The organism is Dendrosporobacter quercicolus (genome assembly GCF_900104455.1).
GTDB classification, from domain to species: Bacteria; Bacillota; Negativicutes; order DSM-1736; family Dendrosporobacteraceae; genus Dendrosporobacter; species Dendrosporobacter quercicolus.
Genome location: NZ_FNHB01000018.1, coordinates 1 through 24,900, shown reverse-complemented (window position 1 = coordinate 24,900; position 24,900 = coordinate 1). Strand labels below are relative to the sequence as shown.

Sequence of the window (24,900 nt, the reverse complement as noted above, 5' to 3'; positions counted from 1 at the left end):
TCGCTGGAACATTTCTTCAAGTATATTCCGCAGACAGTGAAAAGAATTGCGGTATTAGACAGAACGAAAGAACCGGGAGCGTTGGCGGAGCCGCTGTATCTTGACGTAAAAACAGCATTTTATGGCCGCCAGGATTTCCAGCCGGTGATTGTGGGAGGGCGGTATGCCCTGGGAGGCAAGGATATTGTCCCGAGCCATATCGTAGCAGTGTACGATAATCTGAAAGCCGAGCAGCCGAAAGATGGTTTTACGGTTGGGATTGTAGACGATGTCACGTTTAAATCGCTGCCCATAGGCGGAGCGGATATAGACACAACGCCGGCGGGAACAACGGCCTGTAAATTCTGGGGCTTAGGCTCTGACGGAACAGTGGGAGCGAACAAAAGCGCAATCAAAATCATCGGGGATAAAACAGAGATGTATGCGCAGGCGTATTTTGCCTATGACTCGAAAAAGTCGGGCGGAATCACCATGTCGCACTTAAGATTTGGGAAACAGCCGATAAAATCGCCGTACCTGATCCATAAAGCAGACTTTATCTCATGTTCGCAGCAGTCGTATGTAAATAAATACGATTTACTGGCAGGGCTGAAGGCCAATGGGACATTTCTGCTGAACTGCACCTGGACGGAGGAAGAGCTGGAAGAAAAACTGCCGGGAGCGATGAAACGGTATATAGCCGAGAACAAAATAAACTTTTATATAGTCAATGCGGTAAAAATAGCGCAGGATCTGGGGCTGGGCGGTCGCTTCAACATGATCATGCAATCGGCGTTCTTTAAGCTGGCCAACATCATTCCGCTGGAAAACGCGGTAAAATATCTAAAAGACGCAGTGGTTGGATCGTACGGAAATAAAGGGCAAAAGATTATTGATATGAACAACGCGGCCATTGACCAGGGGATAGAGGCGTCGATTAAAGTAGCGGTGCCTGAAAGCTGGAAGGGCGCGGCGGACGAAGCGGCGGCAGCAAAAGATGCGCCTGAATTCATCAAAAACATCCTTGAGCCAATGAACCGGCAAGAAGGGGATGCCCTGCCGGTCAGCGCGTTTGCCGGGATGGAAGACGGAACGTTCCCGGTGGGAACGGCGGCGTATGAGAAACGGGGCATAGCCATTTTGGTGCCGGAGTGGCAGGCGGAGAACTGTATCCAATGCAATCAGTGCGCGTTTGTATGTCCGCACGCATCAATCAGACCGGTGCTGGCGGATGAAGAGGAAGTAAAAAATGCGCCGGAAGGTTTTGCGGTAAAAGCGGCGCTGGGGGCCAAAGGACTAAGCTACCGGATGGCGGTTTCCCCGCTGGATTGCGCGGGTTGCGGCAATTGCGCGGATATTTGTCCGGCCAAGCAGAAGGCGCTGATCATGAAGCCGCTGGAAACGCAGCTGGAACAAGCCCGGTTATGGGAATATGCGACAAGTGTATCGGCCAAAGCCAATCCGGTGAATAAGAAGACGGTAAAAGGCAGCCAGTTTGAACAGCCGCTGCTGGAGTTCTCGGGAGCCTGCGCGGGCTGCGGTGAGACGCCGTACGCGAAACTGGTGACACAGCTGTTTGGGGACAGAATGATGATTTCCAATGCAACCGGCTGCTCGTCGATCTGGGGAGCAAGTGCGCCGGCAATACCGTATACGACAAACCACCGGGGCCATGGCCCGGCCTGGGCAAACTCCTTGTTTGAGGATAATGCGGAATTCGGCCTGGGGATGTTCTTAGGAACGAAAGCGGTGAGGGAAAACCTGGCAAGCGATATAGAGGCTGCGCTGGCGTCGGGAGTGAGCGCCGAGCTGGAGGCCGTATTCAGCGAGTGGCTGGAAACGCGCAATACGGGAGAAGGAAGCCGGGAGAGAGCGGATAAGATTATCGCAATATTGGAAGAGGAAAAAGGCGGCAATGAGCTGCTCAACAAAATTGCGTCCAGCGCGGACTTTTTAGTAAAACGGTCGCAATGGATATTTGGCGGAGACGGCTGGGCGTATGATATCGGTTACGGCGGCCTGGATCATGTATTGGCGTCGGGAGAGGATGTCAACGTGCTGGTGTTTGATACCGAAGTGTATTCAAATACGGGAGGCCAGTCCTCGAAATCGACCCCGGCGGCGGCGATCGCGCAGTTTGCGGCCAGCGGGAAAAAGACCAAGAAAAAAGACCTGGGCTTGATGGCGATGAGTTACGGTTATGTGTATGTAGCGCAAATCGCGATGGGAGCGGATAAAAATCAAACGCTCAAGGCAATTGCCGAAGCGGAGGCGTATCCGGGCCCGTCGCTGATCATAGCGTACGCGCCGTGCATCAATCACGGTTTAAGAGCAGGAATGGGCTGCAGCCAGCAGGAAACGAAACGAGCAGTGGAGGCAGGCTACTGGTCAACGTACCGCTATAATCCGTTGTTGAAAGAGGCGGGAAAAAATCCGTTTATTTTAGATTCGAAAGAGCCGAGCGGTAATTTCCAGGAGTTTCTGATGGGAGAAGTACGCTACTCGTCCCTGAAGAGACAGTATCCGGAATTTGCCGACGCGCTGTTTGCCAAAACGGAGCAGGATGCAAAAGAAAGACTGGAAAGCTACAAAAAGCTGGCCGGTTTATAGACTGTACCGCCCGGCAAAGCATAGCTATTTAACTGTCGGAAAGGGAACCAAAAAAGAAACTGGCTGTGTCCGGTACCAGGGACAGCAGCCGGTTTCTTTTTTTGCCTGACCGGCCCAAGGGGATGAATTTTCTAAGCCAGCGGCAGGCTTATTGGTGATTGGTGTTGAATTAAGAAGGGTCATTATTGGAAACCTATCTGAATCAACAGGTATATTTAAGATAGTGCTTTTACAGGAGTGTGAAGAATGCCCACATATCGTTCTGTTTGCCCTTTTGATTGTCCTGATACCTGTGGGTTACTGGTGGAGGTGCGTGACGGCCGGGCTGTGTCTGTTAAAGGAGATCCGGCGCATCCGTTTACCCGTGGCACGTTATGTCCTAAAATGGCCCGGTATGAACGTACCGTTTATTCGCCGCAGCGGCTGATGGCGCCTCTGATTCGTACAGGGCCTAAAGGCAGCGGGAAATTTAGCCCGGTAAGCTGGCCCGAGGCTGTTGAAACAATTAGGCTAAGCTGGGCCGGGATCATTGATCAGCATGGGGCAGAATCCATATTGCCGTTTTCTTTTGCCGGTACGATGGGACTTGTGCAGCGCAATGCCGGCCATCCTTTTTTTTATCATCTGGGCGCGGCGCGGCTGGAACGGACAATTTGCTCGCCAGCCAAAGGTTATGGCTGGGCGGCGGTAATGGGGGAAACCATGAATCCGCATCCTGGTGAGACCGTTGACAGTGACCTGATTATTTTATGGGGAATTCATGCGCTGGCGACCAATATTCATATGATGCATGATGTGACGGCAGCAAAGCGGCGCGGCGCTAAAGTCTGGCTTATTGATATATATCAAACGGCTACCGCTGCTACCGCTGATGAGGTATTTGTCGTTAGACCGGGCAGTGACGGAGCGCTGGCTTTGGGCTTAATGCATGTAATGGACCGGGATCACTTAATTGACCGGAAGTTCATCGATGCCAGCGTTGAGGGTTATGAAGCTCTGCGTACTGAGGTTTTGCCGGAATATTCGCCGGAGGCGGTAAGTGAGCTGACTGGTCTGGCGCCGGCTGTCATTGAAAAAATGGCCTGCCGGTATGCCGCTGCTCAGGCGCCGTTTATCCGTCTGGGGAGCGGCCTGTCCCGCTATGGCAATGGTGCGATGACTGTCCGGACGATTAGCTGTTTGCCGGCTGTGGCGGGAGCCTGGGCAAAACCTGGTGGTGGTCTGCTGGCGTCAATTTCTACCGGCAGTGCGATTGACGCCGGTTTTGTAACCAGAGAGGATTTTCAAAAAACGTCCACGCGCAGCATCAACATGAATCAGTTGGGCAATGCGCTGAATGACCGGCTGACGCCAGTGAAGAGCTTATATGTGTACGCTTCCAATCCGGCTGCGGTTACGCCCGATCAGAACCTGGTCATTCAGGGACTGGAACGGGAGGATTTGTTTACGGTGGTTCACGAACGGTTTATGACCGATACTGCTCAATACGCCGATGTCATCCTGCCGGCTACGACTTCACTGGAGCACAGCGATATTTACCGTGCTTACGGTCACTATGTCATTCAGCGGGCATTTCCAGTCATTGCACCGGTTGGCGAAGCAAAGTCGAACTGGGAAGTTTTTGGTCTGCTGGCTGAAGCTATGGGGATTGAGCATGAATTTTTCCGGCAATCGGCCGATGCGTTAATTGATAAGGCTTTGGAATGTCCGTCGCCGTGGCTGGCTCAGGCTAACCTGGCTGAGCTTAAACAGGGTAACCCAGTGGAATTGCCGCTTCCCGCAGGGTATAAAACCAAATTTCTGACGCCGTCCGGCAAGATTGAAATACGCAATCCCCGGGTAAATCCTCCGTTGCCGCTATATCAGCCGCCCTATGGCGACGATGCCAAATACTGGCTGATTAATTCGCCGGATGTCCGGCTGTTGAATTCTTCCTTTAATGAGCGGGATGATCTGTTGCGGGCAAATAAGATGCTGCTTAAAATCAGCCCGACGGACGCCTGCCGGGAGAACCTGGCTGAAGGCGATAAAGTCTGTGCTTTCAATGAACGCGGCGCTGTCAGTTTTGCGGTGAGCATAACCGATAAAGTTCAGCCTGGCACAGTGGTTGCTGAGGGTGTCTGGTGGATTAAACATGCCACAGGCAATAGATCAATTAACGCCTTGACTGCCCAGCGGCTAACTGACCAGGGCGCCGGCAGCACTTTTTACGATGTGAAGGTAAATTTAAAACGGCTATAGATGGTGATTTTGATATGCAGACTGGTAAGGGGGCTTAGAAGTGGCAGAGTTACGTGATTTATTTGGCCGGCGTATCCATTATTTGCGGGTAGCAGTAACCGACCGTTGCAATTTCCGGTGCCGTTACTGTATGCCCCAGGATAATAACTGGCTGCCTGATCACTCGATGTTGAGCGATCAGGAACTAGTGCTGCTTATTCATATGTTTGCCAGTCTTGGTGTGGATAAAGTACGGTTTACGGGCGGCGAGCCGTTAATGCGCGCCGGAGTTGCCGATTTACTGGCTCAGATAAAAGCCGTAGACGGAATCAATGAAGTGAATATAACGACAAATGGCAAGCTGTTGCCAGAGTATGCTCTGTCGTTGAAAACAGCCGGCGTCGACCGGGTTAATGTCAGTCTGGATACCCTGAACCGGAAATTATTTAAAGCTTTAACCGGACAGGACGCCCTGGAGCAGGTGCTGAATGGAATTAAGCAGGTTCTGGAAGCTGGCTTTAGCACTGTGAAAATCAATATGGTTGTAATGAAGGGCGTTAATTCCGGAGAACTGGCTGATTTTGCCCGGCTTACCCTGGAGTATCCTTTCCAGGTACGGTTTATTGAATATATGCCGTTTAACTTTGGGGAAAACTATCTAATGACTGCCGCCGATATGCTGGAGCAACTGGCTGCAACCGGCATAACCGGGCTGATTGCCGTTCCGGGACAGCTGACCACAGCCCGTATTTACCGTTTGCCGGACGCCAAAGGGACCATTGGTTTTATCAGCCCGGTATCCCAGCATTTTTGCAGTTGCTGCAACCGGGTGAGAATAACGCCGGATGGTTTTTTAAAGCCCTGTCTGTTGACAAACCTGGAATACCCGCTGCGCGACTGGCTTAGAGCCGGATTAAGCCAACAGGAGCTGACCCGGCTTATTGTTGAAGCTGTCCGGGCCAAGCCGCGCAGCTCTCAACTGGGAAGCCAGCCGTTAAAGGGCCGGCCGATGTTCCGTATCGGCGGTTGAAGGATTGGCTAGGAAAAAGGAGGGACTGCTATGCCGCCGATTGTCTCCTTTGTCGGTTTTTCCAACAGCGGCAAGACCGCATTTTTGGTTAAACTTATTCAACAATTAAAAAACAGCGGCTATAAAGTGGGTGTTATTAAACATCATGACGGACATGATTTTACGATGGATTACCCCGGAACTGACACCTGGAAGCACCGTGAAGCGGGGGCGGATACCGTCTGCATTGCATCAGCGGCAAAAATTGCCGTGTTGAAACAGGCTGCGCCGCCGGTAAGGCTGGCTGAACTTACGCCCTATTTTACCGATGTTGATATTATTTTAACCGAGGGTTTCAAGAACGAAAATCAGCCGCAAATTGAGGTGAACAGGGCCGGACTAAAACCACTTGGTCGAAAACCGAATACCCTTGCCGTCATTTCAGCGGATGTATTATATAATGGAATACCGCATTTTGCGCCGGAGGCTGTCAAGGAAGTGGCAGAGTTTTTGGAAAAGCGCGTTTTCCCGGGGAGGAGTTGAGTGTTTGACAGTCTTATTGGAACAGGCCGGTAAGCTAATTATGGAGAAGACGGGGATCATGCCGGAGGTCAGAATACCGCTTGCTGAAAGCTATGGGAGGATACTGGCCCGGGACCTGGCTGCTGCTACAGATTTTCCTCCTTTTCACCGTTCGCCCCTGGACGGCTATGCTGTGAAGTTTGCTGATGTGTGCAAGGCCGATAGCGACAGACCGGTCAGTCTGCGCGTTGTGGATTATGTAACGGCGGGGAATTTGTCCCAAGTGGCTGTCCGGCCGGGAACTGCGGTTAGAATTATGACCGGGGCGAAAATACCGGCCGGGGCAGATGCCGTTATACGGCTGGAAGATACTCTTACTGAGGGCAAGACGGTAAAAATTTTGACTGCCTCCGGAGCTGACCAAAATATATGCCGGCAAGGAGAAGAATTCAGGCAGGGTGAAACCATTTTGACTAAAGGCGCTGTGTTAAGAGATGGCGCTATGGGCATTTTGGCTATGTTTGGACAAGCTGAAGTGACAGTATATCAGCGCCCCAGGGTGGCAATACTGGCTACGGGCTCTGAGGTAATTGACGTAAATGACCTCTTGGAGACAGGGAAAATCCATGATTCAAACAGTTATATGCTGGCCGCCAAAGTACGGGAGGCGGGTGGTGAGCCCGTTCTGCTGGGACAGGTGCCCGATGTTTTGCCGGAAATCGTCGAACGGCTTCGGCGGCCGGACGGAATTGATTTATATCTGACTACCGGCGGAGCCTCGGTTGGGGATCTTGATTTGATGGGGCAGTTATTTGAACGCCTGGATATTCAGCCTTTGTTCACCAGGCTGGCAATTAAGCCTGGAATGCCGGTGCTGGCCGGCTGCTGGGGCGAAAGCCTGCTGGTGGCGTTATCCGGCAATCCGGCTGCTGCCGGGGTATCGTTTGAAGTACTGGTCAGGCCGCTATTGCGCAAGCTTGCCGGGGCCGCCTGTCATGAGCGGGGCAGGGCCAGGGTGGTATTAAGCCAGCCATTGACTAAGACCGGTCCGGTGCGGCGTTTTGTCTGGGCCAGTTGCGCGCCGGGCCCGGACGGCCGTCTGGCGGCCCGGCCGCTGCTGGTACAGCGTAACGGCATGCTGGCGGGACTGATTTTGGCCAATGCGTTGCTGGATATTCCCGCCGGCAGTCCCCTGTTGCCGGCGGGTACTGAAATTACGGCCAGGTTATTCTAAGTTCAGTGGGGTGATGAAAGTGAAATCAGTTGATGTAAGTGAAGCAGTGGGAATGATCCTGGGCCAGGATCTTACCCGGATTGTGCCGGGAGAGTTTAAAGGCGTGGCCTTTAAAAAAGGCCACATGATTCAGGAGCAGGATATTCCGGTAATGCGCAGCATGGGCAAAAACAATGTTTATGTGCTGAAGCTTGGCCCTGATGAAATACACGAAAATGATGCAGCCGCTACACTGGCCGGGCTGGTCGCAGGCCGCGGCCTGAAAGGCAGCGAAGCGGCGGAAGGCAAGGTTGAGTTAAAGGCGGAACGCAGCGGTTTATTAAAAGTGGATGCAGACCGTCTAACGCAAATTAATTTATTGACCGGGGTGGCGCTGGCAACTTTACATGACGGGGTGCTGGTAAAACCGGATGAAGTGGCGGCTGCTGTTAAAATCATACCTCTGGCGCTGCCGGCGGCGACGTTAGACAAGATTGCCGCAATTTGCTCAGGACTGCCGCTGGTTAGTGTTGTCCCCCTTAGCACGCAAAAGGCCGGACTGATTATTACCGGCAATGAGGTATATGATGGACTAATTCAAGACCGGTTTGCACCTGTCATCAGCCAAAAACTCAGCGCCTTGGGAAGTACAATAACGGAGACTGTTTTTTTGCCTGATGATAAGCTTAGGATTGCCGCCGCCATTGAGCAGCTTGCCGGTAAAAATGATTTAGTGATTGTTACCGGGGGAATGTCGGTAGATCCCGATGACGTCACGCCAGCCGCCATTCGCAGCACCGGCGCTGAAGTTACCGTCTATGGGGCGCCGGTTTTGCCTGGAGCTATGTTTATGACTGCCTATCTTCAGGGAAAGCCGGTGCTGGGGATCCCGGCCTGCGGTATGTATGCCAGAGTTACAGTGCTGGATGTGGTCTTGCCCAAACTTCTGGCCGGTGAAAGGATTGACAGGAAGTATATTGCCGCTCTCGGGCATGGCGGACTTTGCCGCAAATGCGCCGATGGCTGCCGCTATCCCAATTGTTCATTTGCCAAGTAGAGCAAATATAAGGAGGGAAATAGGATGGGAGATTTTTCGCATTTTAACGAGCAGGGCGAAAGCCGAATGGTGGACGTTACGGATAAGCCGGTTACCAACCGGGTGGCCGTAGCACGCGGCCAGGTCTTCATGAAAGAGGAAACGCTGCAGAAAATATATGATTCCCAGATCGTTAAGGGAAATGTTCTGGAAGTGGCGCGACTGGCGGGCATCATGGGAGCTAAACAGACGCATCAGCTTATTCCGCTTTGTCATCCGCTCACTGTCAGCGGCATTGAACTGTCGTTTTACCGGCAGCAGAAGTCCGTATTGATCGAGGCTGCGGTTAAAGTCAGCGGTCAGACCGGAGTGGAAATGGAAGCACTGACGGCAGTATCGGTGGCGGCGCTGACCATTTATGATATGTGTAAGGCTGTCGACCGGGCCATGGTTATCTCCAATATTTGTCTGGTCCATAAAGAAGGCGGGGCCAGCGGCCTATTTGAAAGGAAAGATGATCCATGTCCGGAACAGTAGCCGCTGTTTGCCTAAGTACAGCCAAGGGAACGCGGAAAAAACCGGTAGACAAGGTGAATTTGCTGGCCAGTTGGGGGATTGAGGGGGATGCCCATGCTGGAAGATGGCACCGTCAAATCAGTTTATTGAGTGTTGAAAGTATTGAAAAAATGCGTGAAATCAGCCGGTCACGCGGTTTGGAGCTTTCTTTTGGCGATTTTGCGGAAAACCTGACCATCGCGGGGCTGGATGTCGCTCAATTGCCGGTGGGCGCTTATTTACAGGCCGGTGAAGCACTGTTGGAAGTAACGCAAATCGGCAAGGAGTGTCATGGGCATTGTGAAATATTCCGGCAAGTCGGCGATTGTGTGATGCCCAAGGAAGGCATTTTTGCCAGGGTACTGGTCGGCGGTACAATTACTGCCGGCGACCGTATTGCCCTTTGGCGGGGAATACCGGTTGCGGTGGTTACAGCCAGTGACAAGGGGTCTGCCGGCGAACGGCCGGATGTGAGCGGACGGGAGATTGCCAAACTCATTGCTTCAATCGGGGGCCGGGTGATTGCTTACCGGGTACTGCCAGACGAGCTTGAAGCTTTGGCCGGCGCGATGACGGAACTGATTGATGAACTTGGAGCAGCTCTCGTTCTGACCACCGGAGGGACGGGTTTTTCACCACGGGATGTAACTCCGGAAGCAACCTTAAAAATAATTGAACGCCAAGTACCGGGACTGCCCGAGGCAATGCGGCGTGAGAGCTATGCCCAGACTTCCCGCGCAATGCTGAGCCGGGCGGTAGCCGGCATCAGGGGGAAAGGCCTGATTGTCAATTTGCCTGGCAGTCCTAAAGGCGTACGGGAATGCCTGCAAGTGATCCTGCCTGTACTCGGGCATGCGGTGGAAATATTACGCGGCACCGGCGGCGAGTGCGGCTAACGTGCTTTACCGAAAAGCTGAGCTGGTTAATCAAAAGGACGGTCATCATTCAGCTTTGGTATGATGACCGTCCTTTCTAATCTTGTCATTGCTTAATTTAGTAGGGCTCAGCTGCCGATTGTGGTAAAAATTTACAGGCAGTATCCTGATAATAAATAATAGTGTATAATGAGAAAAAAACAAAGGAGGACCAATGGAAAAAGAGTTCAGTAAAATAACCGGGTCTTGGAATAATAAAAGTGAACTTGAGAAAACCATTGCCGCCGGAGTGTATGGCGCCCCTGAGCTGAAGCCGGATGAAAAGTCAGCCTTTCTGGGAGAGTTTAAAGAACGGGTTTTACGGGCGCTTACCAAAGCACAGGTAGAAGAAAACACCGTTTATGTAGAAATTGTGCTTGCTTTGCAGGATAAGAGAGCAGCCAGGCTGATTTATAGCGGCGATATTGATTATCGCTATGTAGATAAATATGTAAAGCTCTCCCGGAAATATGGCAAACCATATACGATTAGGCAGGACCAGAAGTATAAAAGCGACATCGGCTTGCTGGTGGCCAGTAATGAAGCGGTTGACGCCGGGGCAGTTGTGGCAGTCAACCGGGAGGAGCGCTTAACCCGCCTGGGTTTGCCCTTACCTGTCATTAAAGCGGCTCCCGGTAAAGTATGCGATGAATGCTATGCGCTGATTGAACAGGCGGCGCCAGAGGAATTAATGAATTATGAGCGACTGACATTTTTTGACCGGCTGGCAGGAGAAAAATGTCCGGCTCATCCGGATTGAAGTCAATGTTACCGGAGGGGAAAAATGAAAATACTGGTTGTTGAGGATGATAAGGCGTTACGCGAAGTGGTGGTAGCCGTGCTGCAGGAAGATAACTATATTGTTGAGCAAACTGATTCTGGAGATGAAGGCCTGTATATGGCCGAACAAGGCATCTATGATGTTCTTATCCTGGATATCATGCTGCCAGGTTTGAGCGGGCTGGGAATTGTAAAAAGCCTGCGGTCTAATGCCATGTCGGTGCCGATTTTGCTGCTAACGGCCAAAGACAGTGTTGAAGACCGGGTACTCGGCCTGGAAGCCGGGGCTGATGATTATTTGGTTAAGCCATTTGCTGTTCCTGAATTGCTGGCCCGGGTGAAAGCCCTGCTAAGAAGAAGCGGTAATTTAGGTAAAGAAGGCGATTTAAGTTACGGCGGCGTATCGGTTAATACCAAATTACGCGATGGCTTTGTTGCCGGGACTGCGTTGCAGCTGACCGTGAAAGAATATGAGTTGTTAGAGTTTCTGGTCATCAATAGTGAACAGATTCTGACCCGTGAGCAAATTTTTGACCGGATTTGGGGGTTTGAGTCTGAAACGACACAGGGCATTGTGGATTTGTATGTGCACTACCTGCGAAAAAAGCTTGCCCCGTTCCGACGGGACAATATCATTCAAACCGTACGAGGAGCCGGTTTTATGTTAAAGGAGAAATAAAATGTTCAACAAAACCCGGCGGCAGCTAACTTTATTGAATTCAGTAATTTTTTTGCTGATTTTAGTGATGTTTAGCGGAACGCTGTACGCTTATGTGGCTGTTCAGCTGTTTGACAAGGTCGATGATTCTCTGTTTAAGCGGGCCGAATCATTTCGCCTTGCCAATGGCCGCCCCGCCCCGTCAATGTATCCGCGCGCCTACTTTGACCCACGGGTTTTTTTACTGCTGCGGGATGTTGACGGTAGTATTGTCAATCTTTATCCTTATCCCATTGAGGAATTGGATGATGTTAAACGGTTTTTGTCGCAATTTGAGCAACACCGGCTGCGTAATGAACCCCTCCAGACGCAAAAACTGGACGACCATTATTACCGCATACTGCGCATGCCTTATTTAGGCCATGATAACCGGTTGGTCAAAGCGGATTTTACGGAATATCGCGTTCGGGAAGTCCTTGCGGTTGGTATTGTGGATTCGGAAGTTTCGTTACTGAGTCATTTACTGCGGATTATCGTAACCGGTATGGTGATCAGTATGCTCGCCATTCTCAGCGCCGGCTTTTATTTAGCCCGCCGTGCCCTGGTGCCGATTATGGACGCCTGGGATAAGCAGAGCCAATTTGTGGCCGATGCCTCTCATGAACTGCGCACGCCGCTGGCGGTGATTAAAAGTAATGCCGAGTTGCTGCTGCGCCACCCGGAGCGGACAATTGAGGACGAGAGCTTCCGGATTACGAATGTTGTGCGGGAAAGCATGAGGATGAGCAAACTGGTTTCCACCTTATTGACTTTAGCCCGGGCTGATGCCAACCAAATGGAGATTCATTTGGGGCCAGTCGTTTTAAATGATGTCATTTGCGGCATTGCCGAGCAGTTCAAACCGCTGACTGAGATGAAAGGAATTCATTTGGCAGTGGATTTAACGGATGATATTGAAATAACCGCTGACAAGGAGCGCTTGCAGCAATTAATTGTCATTTTACTTGATAATGCCATCAAGTATACACCTGAGACTGGTACGATCACTTTAAGCTGCCGCCGCCAGGCCAACTGGGCCACCATGATCATCGAAGATACCGGCGCCGGCATTGCCGCCGCCGACCTGCCCCGCATTTTCGACCGCTTCTATCGCGGCGACAAAGTAAGGTCGCGGGAACAGGGCGGGACAGGTTTAGGCCTGTCTATTGCCAAATGGATTGTTGAAAAGCATGGCGGCAAAATAAAAGTGGATAGTGAAGTCGGTGTCGGCACTAAATTTCAGTTTAGTCTGCCGCTGGCCAAACCGCGCTAACCCAGCTCTTTAGGCCGGCTGTTTTGGCAAAAACACCGCTGCCATGCTACTGAGTAGCATGGCAGCCTGCTGGCTTATTCAATGGTAATGGTATTGACTTTATTCAACCCGGTGTTTTGTTTCGGCAATGTTACCGTCAGCACCCCGTCTTTAAATGAAGCGTTTATTTTATCTTCCAGCACGTTGCTGACATAGAAGGAACGCTGCAGTTCCCCGTAGCGCCGTTCCCGGCGCAGGTAGCTGCCTTGCTCTTCTTCTTTGTTCTCCTGACGTTTGGCGGAAATGGTCAAGTAACTATTGGCATACTGCACAGTAATATCTTCTTTGGCTGCACCCGGCAAATCAGCTTCCACCAGATAGGCTTGCTCGGTTTCCTTCAGATCAACGCGAAAGGCATTGCCGATCGCCGTAAACGGCGCAAAGAAATCTTCATTGAAGAAGTTGTCGACTAACTGGTTGAATACATTATCCCGCCTTGCCAAACCCTTGTCTTTGCCAAATGGAATTAAATCAAACATAGTCAAACCCTCCTCGCATATGCTTTTTTGAGCGCCAGCCGCGGCTGGTTTACTCTTTCTGGCTATATTATATAATCCCTGATTCTAAAAGTCAAAAGGTCAAATTTTTTGTAAAAAAGAAAAATTTATTGAAATTTACAGCGTGAAGCTGCTATTTTTTTTTTTTGCAATATAATGGCACTTTCTAAGAAAATTCAAAAGGACATTGACTATAATCACATTATCTGTCACCAGCTACCCAAAAAATGAATTGATTTTACAATTTTCATGTGGGAATTATCGAAAATTTGTCGAAGTAGTAACATCTAGAAATTTATATCATAATGGAGGTGTCTCATGCGGGGAATCTGGCTGAAGGTTTTGCAATATAAGAAGTGGCTGGTGACAGGAATTATTCTGGCAATTGCAGTAGGGGCAGGACTAATGATTCAGGAATCTCAAAAAGCGGACCAGACTGCGCTTCAGGTGGAAAAAGTGGAACGGAGCGATATTTTTTCAGTTGTGTCGGCAACCGGTACGATAACGCCGGTCAATATGGTGGATATCAGCTCCAAATTAACCGGTTTGATTGCGGAAATGAAAGTTAAGGAAAATGATCCGGTAAAAGCCGGTCAAGTCTTGGTGCTGCTTGACGATACACGGCTGCAAGCCCAGCTGTCTCAGGCCAGGGAACGGTTGGAGAATACAGCGGCAAATTATACCCGCAACCAGTCGTTAAACAAGATCGGCGCCCTTTCGGATCAGGAGCTGGATGCGGCCAGGCTGGAATATAAAGTGGCGCAGGCCAACTACGACGATGCAATGTCGCAATTGGACGATACGGTAATTAAGTCGCCAATTGACGGAGTCGTGATTGGCAAGCCTGTTCCGGCCGGCCAGACGGTTGCTCCGGGGATAGCCAATCCAATGGTTATTCTTACCGTTGCCGATATGTCAAAGATGCAGATTGATACGCAGGTTGACGAGACGGATATCGGCAAGGTGGCTGTGGGCCAGACGGCTACTTTTTCGGTGGATGCCTATAACGGCCGGACGTTTACCGGAGTGGTGTCAAACATATCGCAAAAGGCCACTGTTGATCAAAATGTTGTGTATTATAATGTAATTATTGATGTTCATTCACCGGAGGGTTTACTTAAGCCAACGATGACAGCCAGAGTTTCAATCAACAGCGGTGAAAGCAAAAGTACATTGGTTGCGCCGCTGTCCGCCCTTAAAACCAATAAAGACCAGCAGTATGTGGTGGTGCTCAGAGCTGATGGACAAACGGAGAACGTTGTGGTCAGCACCGGCATTGTCAGTGATGACCGGGTGGAAATCACCGCTGGGCTTGATGAAGGAGATCAGCTGGTTTTGACGACGGCCAAAGCCCAGAGCGCCGGACAGTCGATCCGTATACCCGGACTGGGCCGTGGAGGGATCCGTTGACAGGAGGAATGTGATTTGACAATTCAATTAACCAGTGTTATCAAAAGTTATCAAATGGGCGATACCACGGTGCACGCTTTGGCGGGTGTTACTCTGCATATTGCCGAAGGTGAATTTACGGCAATTATGGGACCTTCAGGCTCGGGTAAATCAACGTTAATGAATATTCTGGGCTGTCTCGACCGGCCGACCAGCGGCTCCTACGTTCTGGACGGGCAGGAAGTGGCGACTTTGGGTGATGATGAACTGGCGGAAACCAGAAATAAAAGGATCGGTTTTGTATTTCAAAATTTCAATTTGCTGCCGCGAATAACCGCACATCAAAATGTAGCTTTGCCGCTGGTATACGCCGGTGTGGCCAAGGCCGAACGAAATGAGCGGGCGGCAAAGGCGCTGGCGATGGTTGGCCTTGAGCAGAGGCTGGGCCATTTGCCAAATGAAATGTCGGGCGGCCAGCGTCAAAGAGTGGCAATTGCCAGAGCGCTGGTGAACGATCCAACCATTATAATGGCTGATGAACCAACCGGTAACTTGGATAGCAAATCAGGCGTCGAGGTGATGGAGATATTTAATCATTTAAATTCTTTGGGACGGACGATTATTTTGGTCACCCACGAGCCGGATATTGCCGAACATGCCCGCCGGATCATTCATGTCCGGGACGGCTTGATTGTGCGGGATGAGCGGAAAGAGGGGTAATGATATGTTTGGTGAAAGTGTTGCTATTGCTTTAAACGCGTTGGTTGCCAATAAACTGCGCTCCATTCTGACTATGCTGGGGATCATTATCGGGGTTGGCGCAGTCATTGCGATGATTTCCATCGGTATGGGAGTGCAGGATAAGGTCGAAACCTCGATTGCCAGCCTGGGCAGCAATCTGATCATGGTTACGCCCGGCGCCGCTTCGGCCTCAGGCGCCAGGCAGGCCGCCGGCTCGAATATTACCCTGACGCTCAAGGATTCCCAGGCCATTGCCCGTGAGGTTGCGGGGATAAGCCTGGTTGCGCCAAGCGTGAGCAGCTCATACCAGGTGATTGCCGGCAACCAGAACTGGACAACCCGGATTCAGGGGACTACCCCGGAATATCAGACTGTTCGCAATACCGCTGTCCAAAGCGGTAGTTTTATTACTTCTCAGGACGTTGATACCAGAAACCGGGTAGCGGTCATCGGACCGACGGTAGCGGAAAATTTATTCGGCAGCACCAACGCTATTGGCCAAAGTATCAGAATTAACAATGCCCCGTTTAAGGTAATTGGGATTCTGGAAAGTAAAGGCGAGGGCGGCGGCGGCATGGATCAGGACGATACGATTATTGTACCGCTGACTACTGCTCAGGAACGGCTGATGGGTATTTCTTATCTTCATATGATCAGCATTCAGGCCGAAAGCACCGACATCATCGATCAGGTGCAGGAGAATCTCAGCGCTGTGCTGCGCAGCAGGCATAAAATTACCGGCGACAAAGTAGATGATTTTCAGATTCGCAATATGGTCAGCGTCATGAATACCGCTGCTGAAACTACCCAGACCATAACGCTGCTGCTTGGCAATATTGCTGCAATATCGTTGCTGGTAGGCGGAATTGGCATTATGAATATCATGCTGGTGTCAGTTACCGAACGCACCAGGGAAATTGGCATTCGTAAAGCTCTGGGGGCCAAGTACCAGGATATTTTACTGCAATTTTTAATTGAAGCCGTTGTCATCGGTGTTGTAGGCGGCAGCATTGGAATTGTCCTGGGCATCGGCGCCTCCTATCTGGTTTCTCATTTTGCCGGCTGGCAAACCGTTATTTCATCATTTGCGATTGTTGCCGCCTTTGGTTTTTCAGTCGGAGTGGGTTTGTTTTTTGGCATTTATCCGGCCCGCAAGGCTGCTCTGCTTGATCCGATTGATGCTTTACGATATGAATAGCTGCAAGTTTCCGGGAAATATGCAGTGAACAACAAAAAAAGAGCTTCCGCGAAGAATCGGCCGGAAGCTCTTTTTGATGTTTTACAATTGCTAAGTTTTTACCAATTGACTGATCAGTCAGAAAGTATTAAAATTATTATGTTAACTTAAACAAGGTGGCGCAATTGATGATAAAATCATGGCCACAGAGGTCAGTCGAAAGGTGAGAAATATGAAGCAAAGTTCATGGAAGAAGCCGTTCAGCATTATGTTAAGCGGCGGGGTGCTGTTTTTACACAGCGCCGGCGTTATGGCAGCGCCGCAGGAGCTTTCTCTGGATGATAGTGTGGCGGCTGCGCTTAAAAACAATCCGTCAATTAAAATGGCGGTAAGCGACAAGGAAAAGGCTGAATGGGGCCTTAGCGAGGCTAAGGCCGGAACGGGGCCGTCAGTATCGGTCGGAACCGGCGGGACGCATGGACCGGACACTTCAGCTGCGCCTGATGGCGATAGCTTTAGTACCTCGCTGAAGCTGAACTGGACGCTTTATTCAGGCGGACGTAATGAAGGGTTGATTGATCAAGCCAAGTTAAATGCCGACAGTGCAAAGCTCAATGTAGCTAAAACCGAGCAGCAGCTCAGGTTAGCGGCAACAACCTCCTATTATGATGTGCTGCAGGCCCTGAACCTGGCAGCCGTTAATCAGGAGACGGTAAATAATCTCGCTGAGCATTTGGATAAAGTGCAGGCGCAGTTTGAAGCCGGTGTGGTAGCCAAGTCCGATGTTCTCAGATCAGAGGTCGAGCTGGTCAATGCCCGGCAAAATTTAACGAAAGCCCAGAATAGTTATGATCTGGCAATGGCGGCCCTGAATAATACCATCGGGATGCCGTTAGATACTGAAAATAAGCTTAAGGATGAACTGGGGTATGTGAAAAGCGAAATCGTTCTGGCGGATGCCATTGCCCAGGCTGTGGCAAATCGTCCGGAGATTGAGCAATCGCAGCTGAGTATTGAATCAGCGAAAAAAGGGATAAAGGTCGCCAACAGCAACCGCAAGCCAACGGTGACGTTCAGCGCCGCCGAAGGCTGGAGCGGCACTGAATTCCCCGGTAACGAAAATGACTGGTCGCTGAGTTTGATGGCCAACTGGAATATTTTTGATTCCGGCGTTACCGGCGCCAAAGTTAAACAGGCAGAGAGCTCCCTGAATAAGGCCCGGGAGCAGTCTGTAGAAACCGGCAATAGCGTTGAACTGGAGGTGCGTCAGGCGTATCTGAGCATGAAAGAGGCTGAAAAGAGGATTGGCGCTACTCAGGTCGCCGTGGATAAGGCGACTGAAGATTTAAAGATTGCCCAGACGAAATATTACGCCGGTGCGGGCACCAATCTTGATGTTATTGATGCGCAGCTGGCGCTGACCCAGGCTGGAACAAACTATACCGAGGCGCTATATGATTATAATATTAATCAGGCTAAACTGCAAAAAGCGATTGGTCAAAAATGATTCATTAAGGGATGACACTTTGCCTGCAGGTGCAGGTAAAGTGTCATCCCTGGCGTTTACTGTTTATGTACGTCAATTTGGCGGCTCTTTTTATAGACATCCCAGGCTTCCAGTATTCTGGTCCGGGAGAAACCGAGGCGTTTGGCAATGATTTTTGCTCCGGCTCGTTCATTTTCAACTGACAGGTCGTAAAAAGAATTGGTTACAGAACCAATGATTGCGGTTAACAGCTCGTTGAGCGGCCGTTCGGGATCTGCTGTTGCCGTCGGTTGGCTGTTATTGGGCGGCTGCAGACCAAGCAGGGCGTTGATTGTCTCAATCGCCTGAGGAATTTTGTCCTCAGGCAGTTTTTCTATTAGTTCGAATAATTCAGCTTTAGGGGTCATTGATTGTCTCCTAACCAATTGAGTTTATTTATAACTATAAGCTAAATTAGCTAAATATGCAATGCAGTCGGGACGGCAATCGGGCGGGTGTATTGGAGAAAATGTCTGATTACCGGGAATTTGAAAAAAAGGAAATTTGTATCGGAATTTGTAATTTATTGTTGCTTTTGCAATTGAGAATGGGTATAATGTAAAAACAAGCAGTACCCAATTTTAATTCAACTTTATAGGCAAACTTATCGAAAGATAAGGACGCAAAGCCATGGGTCTAACAATATTTATTAATGATTGCCAGGCTGCCGCTTGACATAAGTGTAAAACCAGACTTTATGTCTGGTTTTTTGTTGCCCGGCTGCCGGCAAGAGGTATTTTAGGGTATTTGCTTGCATAAGGGTGACGAAGGAGAGTGCAAAGAATTGCAATGGTTCAATAATTTAAAAGTATTAACAAAAATAATGGTTGCAGTAATGATATCGGCATTATTTCTCCTGATTATGGGCGGCATTGGTTACTATTATACCAATCAAATCAGTCATGAAATGTCAGGAATGTACCATGACCGTTTGCTGCCGGTGAAAAGACTTAATGAAACACGGCACAATTTTAGTGCTGTTCATGGCATGATTCTGGAAATCATTCTGGGTAACCCTGATAAGGCCGCGGAGCAAAAGACGCTGGTTGAAATTAAGACGCTGGCTGCTGAGACCAATCAAACAATGACTGATTATAAGAATGCCAGGCTAACGGCTTTTGAAGAACAAAAGATTACTGAGTTAGATGAGGAAATCGGGCTGTACCGGGTGGAGCGGGAAAAAGCGCTGGCTATGGCTCAGGCTGGTCAAAAACAAGAGGCCTATGGGTATTTTTCGCAAAATGCCAGCAAGCATTTGATTAAGGTAAATGCAATTCTTAAAGAACTGGCTGATTTTAATGCCAAAACCAGCGATGACGCCAATAAGGCCGGAGAAGCCAATGCGAGCACCGCCAAGAATCTGATTATTGTGCTGACAATTGCAGCGGTGGCAATTTCGGCAGCCGCCAGCTGGCTGCTGGCGAAGATGATCGCCCGGCGATTAAACAATACGGTGGATACCTTGAATTTGGTTGCCAGCGGTGACTTAACCCAGGAAGTTAAAATCATGTCCAGTGATGAAATTGGCATGATGGGGAAAGCTTTAAATGACACTATCCGCAATTTAAACGGACTTGTCGGCAATGTCAGGCTTCTCAGTGAGCAGGTAGCGACTGCATCGCAGCAGCTTACCGCCAGCGCCGGTGAGTCTGCCCAGGCAACCAATCAGGTTGCCGGTACCATAGCCGAGGTTTCACGCGGGGCTGAATTACAGGTAAATGCCGTCAATCAGTCAACTACCGTTGTTGAAGCGATGTCAGAAGGTATTTTTCAGGTTGCAGCCAATGCCGGTGTAGTGGCCGAAGCATCCGGCAAGGCCGCCGGTGCGGCCCGTACTGGTGAAACGGCGGTAAATTCGGCAGTGGCTCAGATGGATAATATCGCCAAGACGGTAATCAGTTCAGCCGATGTTGTGGCAAAGCTGGGCGAAAGGTCAAATGAAATCGGCCAGATTGTGGATACCATTTCCGGCATTGCCGGGCAAACCAACCTCTTAGCTTTAAATGCAGCCATTGAAGCGGCCAGAGCCGGCGAACAAGGGCGCGGGTTTGCGGTAGTAGCAGAGGAGGTAAGAAAGCTTGCCGAGCAGTCGCAGGAGGCGGCTAAGCAAATTGCCGGCTTAATCAATGAGATCCAAAGTGATACCGAGCGGGCTGTTTCAGTGATGAGCAGCGGTACCAGGGAAGTAAAAGCCGGGACCGATGCAGTCGCTGTAGCCGGCAAAACGTTTACTGATATTGTTTTGCTGATTGATCAGGTATCGGGGCAGGCCAATGATATTTCAACCGCTATCCAGCAAATAGCTGACGGCAGCGAAAAAATTGTTGATTCAGTCCGTGACATTGATAAAATCAGCAAGGATGCGGCTGCCCAGACACAGACCATGTCGGCGGCAACCGAAGAACAATCGGCGGCAATGCAGGAAATTGCGGCTTCCAGTCAGAGCTTGGCCAATATGGCGCAACAGCTGCAAACCGCCATCGACAAATTTACTGTCTGAGGAATACGAAATTCGAAAACAATGGGAAGCCGCCGCAACTGGTGTGTATTCCCATTGTTTTTTTCTAGAAAAATGTTGCCTGGAGTGGACAAACGGGTTAGAATATTTATTTGTTAATGTAATTTTTTAAAGGTGTGAATTGGTATGAATAAAGCGATATCAATTGTCGGAGCGCCCATGTGGCTGGGGCAAGCCTGTTACGGAGCCAATTTAGCGCCTGCGGCTTTACGGGCGGCCGGATTGCAGAAGCGCTTGACGGCGTTCAATCAGGATATCATTGATTTAGGTGATATTCCTATCGCCGTCGCCGGCCAGTGCGAGGCCGGCGAGCAGCAAGTGAAAAACCTGCAGCCAATCATTGCCGCCAGCAATGAAATTGCCCGCTGTGTTGACCGCATTGTTGCCAGTGACCGGTTTCCCCTTGTTTTAGGCGGGGACCACAGTATTGCCATTGGTACACTGGCCGGGCTGATCGGGCATTATGATAATCTTGGCATTATCTGGTATGATGCGCATGCGGATATTAATACGCCGGCAACTACGCCCAGCGGCAATATCCACGGTATGCCTCTGGCCGTTGCGATGGGCTCTGGTCATGCCGAACTGCTCAGTATTGGCGGTGCAGGAGTGCGAATAAAGCCGGAAAATATTGTGTACATCGGCGTACGCGATATCGACCCCGGTGAAGCGGCTTTCATTGACGAGCAGCAAATCAAATTGTATACTGCCGAAGATGTCGGCCGTTGGGGAATGCCGGCAATTATTGAACAGACCCTGGCCCATTTGGCAGCCTGCGATGGTATTCACTTAAGCTTTGACATTGACGGGATTGATCCGCTGGCAATGCCGGGGGTGGGGACTCCGGCCGCCGGCGGCGTCAGTTACCGGGACAGTATTTTAGCTTTACAATTATTGGAACAAAGCCGCGCTGTTACCTCGGCGGAGTTTGTTGAATTAAATCCGGTTCTGGATAAAGACGGTCAGACTACGCGGGCTGTTGTTGATTTAATTGCCGCTTTTCTCGGCGAATTTACACCGTGCGGCCTGCAGCGGACTGCCGCTGGCAGGCAGGAACAAGACCCTGCCTGCCAGGGATACCGGCTGACGGATAAATTTCTTTGTTCTCTTGACTGACTGTTTTTTTAGGCGTACGATAGAGAAGATTGAAAATTAGCTTTCTAACATGATTGGGTGAAATGATGACGGAATTATTAAAAAGTTGTTTAATTGCCGTACCAGGCGGGGTATTGTTTTACTTTCTGCATCTGCCGCTGCCATGGATGCTGGGGCCGTTAGCCGCAGTAACGGTTTATAAAACCACAACAGGAAACAGGCTGTACTGGCCAGTGGAATTGCGCAATGCAGCTTTGATTGTGCTGGGATATGCGATTGGCCGCCCCTTTTCGCTGGAAACTGGACGTCAAATTGCCGGCCAGCTGCCATTGATGGCTTTGGTGACCATGCTGACGGTGTTGATCAGTTTATTGATGGGCTATATTATCCATAAAAGAGCGGGTGTCAGTCTGGCCACCGGATTGCTTGGCAGTGTGCCTGGCGGACTTTCGCAAATGCCGGTGCTGGCTGAAGAAATTGAAGGCGCTGATGTGACGGTGGTGACCTTCATGCAGACTGCCCGCTTATTAACCGTTGTGTTCAGTGTACCGTTTTTGGCGACCCATGGTCTGGCCGGAGATATTGCCTTAAATCATGCGGTGGTATCGCCAGTTGCAGGGAACGGATTGCCGCAGGCCGAACAGACCATGCTGTTGTTTGGACTGATTGCAGTCGGCAGCGCCTTTGTCGCCAGACGGATTAAGCTTCCCACCCCCTATTTGCTGGGTCCTATCCTGGCGACAGGCATGATGACAGTGAGCTCGGGCTGGGAAGCGCCGCCTTTGCCGGCATTGACCATTATTGTAGCCCAGGTTTTTACCGGCATTTACATGGGCACTTCTACCAATATTGCCAGCCTGCAAAACTGGCGGGTTCTGCTGCCGCAGGTATTGCTGGGCGTAGTTGTTGTCGTGCTGGCATCGCTATTGGCTGGTTATATGCTGGCTTATCTGGGCGTTTCAACACTGATTACCGGTTTTTTAAGCACTGCGCCGGGCGGTATGGCGGAAATGGGTCTTACGGCAATGTTGGTTCACGCCGATATTTCGATGATTGTTGCCTACCAGCTATTCCGGCTGTTGGTTGTATTGCTGTTTGTTCCTTCGCTGATCCGGTTTGTGGTAAAAACCGTTCAACCGCAAAGGTCGTAAGCGCGATGAGCGTTTACGACCTTTGGTTTGTCAGCCGGAGCTTGTGCGGAACAGCTCGGAGCGGCGGCGGGACCTAAGTGCAGGAACGGCATTGCCCCAGGCTGGTCAGCGGGAAAGCTGATCACGGGGACTGATAAAAAGATGGCCTTTGGAATCAAGGACGGCATACGTGATTTGATCCGGCGCGGCAAAACCGCGAAGCCTGAGCTGGCCGGCCAGCCAGTCCGCAGAAAGCTGTTTTTTTGCAAGGTTTTCGGCGACGACCTGCCCATCCAGGATTAGCTCAACCGGATATTGCGCGTCCGGCTGTTCAAGTCCGGCATCGCTCTTGGTGAGAGCCTGTAACGCTGTTTTTTTGATGACACTTAGGTCACCGGTAGTTTCGACAACGGCATATTGGACTTGAGACGGGTCCAATATGCCGTTAATGCGCAGCTGGCAGATCAGTTCATCAAGGTCATAGCGCATATTGCGCATGTTTTGTTCAAGGATGCGGCCATTTTCAATCACAACGGTTGGTGAACCGTCAATCAATTTGCGTAAGGAGCGGTTGCGAATGGTAATCTGGGATAACAGGAAGGTGAGCGCTACAAAGAGTACCAGATCATAAAAGTGGCTCCATACCCGTTCCTGCTCCGATGCGGCCACTGTGCCCGCAATTGAGCCAATGGTTATGCCGCTGACATATTGGTAAAAGGTCAGTTGGGCAATTTGGGTTTTGCCAAGCAGCCTGGTAAACAACAATAAACTGATAAATACCAGGCTGGTTTGCCAGGTATCACGGATGAGTTCCGACCATTCCATACTACACCTCTTATTCCGCCCGCAAGCTATGCGCAGTCAGCTATGGCGCTTATCAAAGGGGGTTGTTAAACAAGAGTATGTGCAGAAACCGGTCAATTTATGATTTGCTATCGCTAACTAAGTTTGCAATCATTTGCAGTTAGCAAAACCCTCCACCGATTTGTTTGATGAAAATACAAATCAATGAAGGGTTTTTGTTATTTATATCGAATTTTATAGTTTAAATTTATTTTACTTAAAATTAGCTATTGTGAAAATTATACCATACTAATTTCTTCTTTTCAAGTTTATTTTTTAAAATTAAATAATTTTTTTGAATTAACTAATTATTTAATTATAATGAAGCAATATTTTTTTATGTGTATTTCTGTATTTACATTTATGCAGTAACGTTGTATAGTTAATAATGTTAACTCAGCAAAAAAATCGTATCATTATTCACGGTTAGCAGAAAACTTATGAGCCATTCATTGTTTTAATCCTCTAAAAAAAGGCCGGTGAGCCTTGTTTCGTAAAACTGGATAAACAGTGTAAATCTTTGAATAAGTTTGAATTTGAGGTATAAATGAGATTTTTTACCACCTAAAGATATACGTTGCTTTAGCTGGTAAGCAGTTTTGCACTAAAAATACAATTTGGATGTAAACATCCAGGCAAAACAAGAAATCGGATATTTATATTCTGAACGTTGCTAATATGTGAATAATTATACGGTGTTTTGCTGTATAATTGCTTGTTTTAACTTATCCCCCATTTAGTTCAAAGAAGAGAAACAGAGAGGAGATTGTTTTAATGGCAAGAAAAATGAAAACCATGGATGGTAATGCAGCCGCCGCGTATATATCATATGCATTTACCGATGTTGCAGCAATTTATCCGATTACTCCGTCCTCACCAATGGCTGAGAATGTGGACGAATGGGCGGCCCAGGGCAAAAAGAACATATTTGGGCAACCGGTAAAACTGATTGAAATGCAGTCGGAAGCCGGAGCCGCTGGTGCTGTGCACGGGTCATTACAAGCTGGAGCGCTTACCACGACATATACCGCATCGCAAGGTCTCTTGCTGATGATTCCGAATATGTATAAGATTGCCGGTGAGCTGCTGCCCGCAGTATTTCATGTGAGCGCCCGGGCGCTTGCGGCCAATTCCCTGA

General features: G+C 49.8%; 21 protein-coding genes, 1 pseudogene and 1 riboswitch. Of the genes and pseudogenes, 19 read left to right on the top strand and 3 right to left on the bottom strand.

Annotated elements, in window-relative coordinates; translation table 11 throughout:
* From nifJ to BLR06_RS18675, 11 genes are all read left to right on the top strand, one after another.
* A partial coding sequence (nifJ, locus tag BLR06_RS18725) for a pyruvate:ferredoxin (flavodoxin) oxidoreductase (RefSeq protein ID WP_092075110.1) occupies window positions 1-2,589 on the top strand: 2,589 nt, incomplete at its 5' end.
* A gap of 246 nt (window positions 2,590-2,835) precedes the next feature.
* On the top strand, window positions 2,836-4,830 hold the full coding sequence (locus BLR06_RS18720; protein WP_092075109.1) for a molybdopterin-dependent oxidoreductase: 1,995 nt from the start codon (window positions 2,836-2,838) through the stop codon (window positions 4,828-4,830).
* 40 nt (window positions 4,831-4,870) lie between these two features.
* The gene (gene moaA, locus BLR06_RS18715; RefSeq protein WP_092075108.1) at window positions 4,871-5,839 is read left to right on the top strand and encodes a GTP 3',8-cyclase MoaA; all 969 of its coding nucleotides are present in this window, start codon (window positions 4,871-4,873) and stop codon (window positions 5,837-5,839) included.
* Window positions 5,840-5,869: 30 nt separating this feature from the next.
* Complete coding sequence (mobB, locus tag BLR06_RS18710; protein WP_092075107.1) at window positions 5,870-6,361, top strand: molybdopterin-guanine dinucleotide biosynthesis protein B; 492 nt, start codon at window positions 5,870-5,872, stop codon at window positions 6,359-6,361.
* A 4-nt stretch (window positions 6,362-6,365) separates the two neighbouring features.
* The gene (locus tag BLR06_RS18705) at window positions 6,366-7,574 is read left to right on the top strand and encodes a molybdopterin molybdotransferase MoeA (protein ID WP_092075106.1); all 1,209 of its coding nucleotides are present in this window, start codon (window positions 6,366-6,368) and stop codon (window positions 7,572-7,574) included.
* A 13-nt stretch (window positions 7,575-7,587) separates the two neighbouring features.
* Window positions 7,588-8,610, top strand: coding sequence for a molybdopterin-binding protein (locus BLR06_RS18700; RefSeq protein WP_218039641.1), 1,023 nt, complete (start codon window positions 7,588-7,590; stop codon window positions 8,608-8,610).
* Between the two features lie 24 nt (window positions 8,611-8,634).
* Window positions 8,635-9,126 (top strand): cyclic pyranopterin monophosphate synthase MoaC, encoded by a 492-nt coding sequence (gene moaC / locus BLR06_RS18695; RefSeq protein WP_092075104.1) that lies wholly within the window; start codon window positions 8,635-8,637, stop codon window positions 9,124-9,126.
* Window positions 9,111-10,040 (top strand): MOSC domain-containing protein, encoded by a 930-nt coding sequence (locus BLR06_RS18690; RefSeq protein ID WP_092075103.1) that lies wholly within the window; start codon window positions 9,111-9,113, stop codon window positions 10,038-10,040. The genes moaC and BLR06_RS18690 overlap by 16 nt, the downstream gene beginning before the upstream one ends.
* 193 nt (window positions 10,041-10,233) lie before the next feature.
* On the top strand, window positions 10,234-10,818 hold the full coding sequence (locus BLR06_RS18685) for a YueI family protein (RefSeq protein ID WP_092075102.1): 585 nt from the start codon (window positions 10,234-10,236) through the stop codon (window positions 10,816-10,818).
* Between the two features lie 24 nt (window positions 10,819-10,842).
* On the top strand, window positions 10,843-11,517 hold the full coding sequence (locus BLR06_RS18680; RefSeq protein ID WP_092075101.1) for a response regulator transcription factor: 675 nt from the start codon (window positions 10,843-10,845) through the stop codon (window positions 11,515-11,517).
* A gap of 1 nt (window position 11,518) precedes the next feature.
* Complete coding sequence (locus tag BLR06_RS18675) at window positions 11,519-12,808, top strand: sensor histidine kinase (RefSeq protein ID WP_092075100.1); 1,290 nt, start codon at window positions 11,519-11,521, stop codon at window positions 12,806-12,808.
* Between the two features lie 74 nt (window positions 12,809-12,882).
* Here BLR06_RS18675 and hsp18 read toward each other — a convergent pair whose 3' ends face one another.
* Window positions 12,883-13,326 (bottom strand): heat shock protein Hsp18, encoded by a 444-nt coding sequence (gene hsp18, locus BLR06_RS18670; RefSeq protein WP_092075099.1) that lies wholly within the window; start codon window positions 13,324-13,326, stop codon window positions 12,883-12,885.
* Between the two features lie 336 nt (window positions 13,327-13,662).
* Between hsp18 and BLR06_RS18665 the strand changes: the two genes are divergently transcribed.
* From BLR06_RS18665 to BLR06_RS18650, 4 genes are all read left to right on the top strand, one after another.
* Window positions 13,663-14,754 carry an efflux RND transporter periplasmic adaptor subunit gene (locus BLR06_RS18665; protein WP_092075098.1) on the top strand — a complete coding sequence of 364 codons (1,092 nt, stop codon included), beginning with the start codon at window positions 13,663-13,665 and terminating at the stop codon, window positions 14,752-14,754.
* 54 nt (window positions 14,755-14,808) lie between these two features.
* A complete protein-coding gene (locus BLR06_RS18660) occupies window positions 14,809-15,453 on the top strand; it encodes an ABC transporter ATP-binding protein (protein WP_173813105.1) in 645 nt (214 codons plus the stop codon).
* Between the two features lie 4 nt (window positions 15,454-15,457).
* Entirely contained in the window at window positions 15,458-16,672 is a 1,215-nt protein-coding gene (locus BLR06_RS18655) for an ABC transporter permease (protein ID WP_092075096.1), read from the top strand.
* Between the two features lie 211 nt (window positions 16,673-16,883).
* Entirely contained in the window at window positions 16,884-18,158 is a 1,275-nt protein-coding gene (locus tag BLR06_RS18650) for a TolC family protein (protein WP_092075095.1), read from the top strand.
* 56 nt (window positions 18,159-18,214) lie between these two features.
* Here BLR06_RS18650 and BLR06_RS18645 read toward each other — a convergent pair whose 3' ends face one another.
* The gene (locus BLR06_RS18645) at window positions 18,215-18,544 is read right to left on the bottom strand and encodes a hypothetical protein (protein WP_092075094.1); all 330 of its coding nucleotides are present in this window, start codon (window positions 18,542-18,544) and stop codon (window positions 18,215-18,217) included.
* Window positions 18,545-18,763: 219 nt separating this feature from the next.
* Window positions 18,764-18,848: riboswitch (cyclic di-GMP riboswitch) on the top strand.
* Between the two features lie 112 nt (window positions 18,849-18,960).
* Between BLR06_RS18645 and BLR06_RS18640 the strand changes: the two genes are divergently transcribed.
* The 3 genes from BLR06_RS18640 (at window position 18,961) to BLR06_RS18630 (ending at window position 22,940) form a co-directional block, all read left to right on the top strand.
* On the top strand, window positions 18,961-20,676 hold the full coding sequence (locus BLR06_RS18640) for a methyl-accepting chemotaxis protein (protein ID WP_092075093.1): 1,716 nt from the start codon (window positions 18,961-18,963) through the stop codon (window positions 20,674-20,676).
* Between the two features lie 144 nt (window positions 20,677-20,820).
* Window positions 20,821-21,810 (top strand): arginase, encoded by a 990-nt coding sequence (gene rocF, locus BLR06_RS18635; RefSeq protein WP_092075092.1) that lies wholly within the window; start codon window positions 20,821-20,823, stop codon window positions 21,808-21,810.
* Between the two features lie 62 nt (window positions 21,811-21,872).
* A complete protein-coding gene (locus tag BLR06_RS18630; protein WP_245698231.1) occupies window positions 21,873-22,940 on the top strand; it encodes an AbrB family transcriptional regulator in 1,068 nt (355 codons plus the stop codon).
* 105 nt (window positions 22,941-23,045) lie between these two features.
* On the opposite strand, the gene BLR06_RS18625 is transcribed toward BLR06_RS18630, so the two are convergent.
* Complete coding sequence (locus BLR06_RS18625; RefSeq protein WP_092075090.1) at window positions 23,046-23,744, bottom strand: YetF domain-containing protein; 699 nt, start codon at window positions 23,742-23,744, stop codon at window positions 23,046-23,048.
* Window positions 23,745-24,536: 792 nt separating this feature from the next.
* On the opposite strand from BLR06_RS18625, the pseudogene BLR06_RS18620 reads away from it, so the two are divergent.
* Window positions 24,537-24,900, top strand: a pseudogene (locus BLR06_RS18620) (pyruvate:ferredoxin (flavodoxin) oxidoreductase); the annotation flags it as partial.

Coding starts and splice junctions, on each gene's coding strand:
- BLR06_RS18665 (WP_092075098.1), top strand. CDS start 13,663: ATGCGGGGAATCTGGCTGAAGGTTTTGCAATATAAGAAGTGGCTGGTG.
- moaC (WP_092075104.1), top strand. CDS start 8,635: ATGGGAGATTTTTCGCATTTTAACGAGCAGGGCGAAAGCCGAATGGTG.
- BLR06_RS18655 (WP_092075096.1), top strand. CDS start 15,458: ATGTTTGGTGAAAGTGTTGCTATTGCTTTAAACGCGTTGGTTGCCAAT.
- BLR06_RS18690 (WP_092075103.1), top strand. CDS start 9,111: ATGTCCGGAACAGTAGCCGCTGTTTGCCTAAGTACAGCCAAGGGAACG.
- BLR06_RS18630 (WP_245698231.1), top strand. CDS start 21,873: ATGATGACGGAATTATTAAAAAGTTGTTTAATTGCCGTACCAGGCGGG.
- BLR06_RS18645 (WP_092075094.1), bottom strand. CDS start 18,544: ATGACCCCTAAAGCTGAATTATTCGAACTAATAGAAAAACTGCCTGAG.
- BLR06_RS18660 (WP_173813105.1), top strand. CDS start 14,809: ATGGGCGATACCACGGTGCACGCTTTGGCGGGTGTTACTCTGCATATT.
- mobB (WP_092075107.1), top strand. CDS start 5,870: ATGCCGCCGATTGTCTCCTTTGTCGGTTTTTCCAACAGCGGCAAGACC.
- rocF (WP_092075092.1), top strand. CDS start 20,821: ATGAATAAAGCGATATCAATTGTCGGAGCGCCCATGTGGCTGGGGCAA.
- BLR06_RS18720 (WP_092075109.1), top strand. CDS start 2,836: ATGCCCACATATCGTTCTGTTTGCCCTTTTGATTGTCCTGATACCTGT.
- BLR06_RS18680 (WP_092075101.1), top strand. CDS start 10,843: ATGAAAATACTGGTTGTTGAGGATGATAAGGCGTTACGCGAAGTGGTG.
- BLR06_RS18700 (WP_218039641.1), top strand. CDS start 7,588: ATGAAAGTGAAATCAGTTGATGTAAGTGAAGCAGTGGGAATGATCCTG.
- BLR06_RS18675 (WP_092075100.1), top strand. CDS start 11,519: ATGTTCAACAAAACCCGGCGGCAGCTAACTTTATTGAATTCAGTAATT.
- BLR06_RS18650 (WP_092075095.1), top strand. CDS start 16,884: ATGAAGCAAAGTTCATGGAAGAAGCCGTTCAGCATTATGTTAAGCGGC.
- BLR06_RS18625 (WP_092075090.1), bottom strand. CDS start 23,744: ATGGAATGGTCGGAACTCATCCGTGATACCTGGCAAACCAGCCTGGTA.
- hsp18 (WP_092075099.1), bottom strand. CDS start 13,326: ATGTTTGATTTAATTCCATTTGGCAAAGACAAGGGTTTGGCAAGGCGG.
- BLR06_RS18685 (WP_092075102.1), top strand. CDS start 10,234: ATGGAAAAAGAGTTCAGTAAAATAACCGGGTCTTGGAATAATAAAAGT.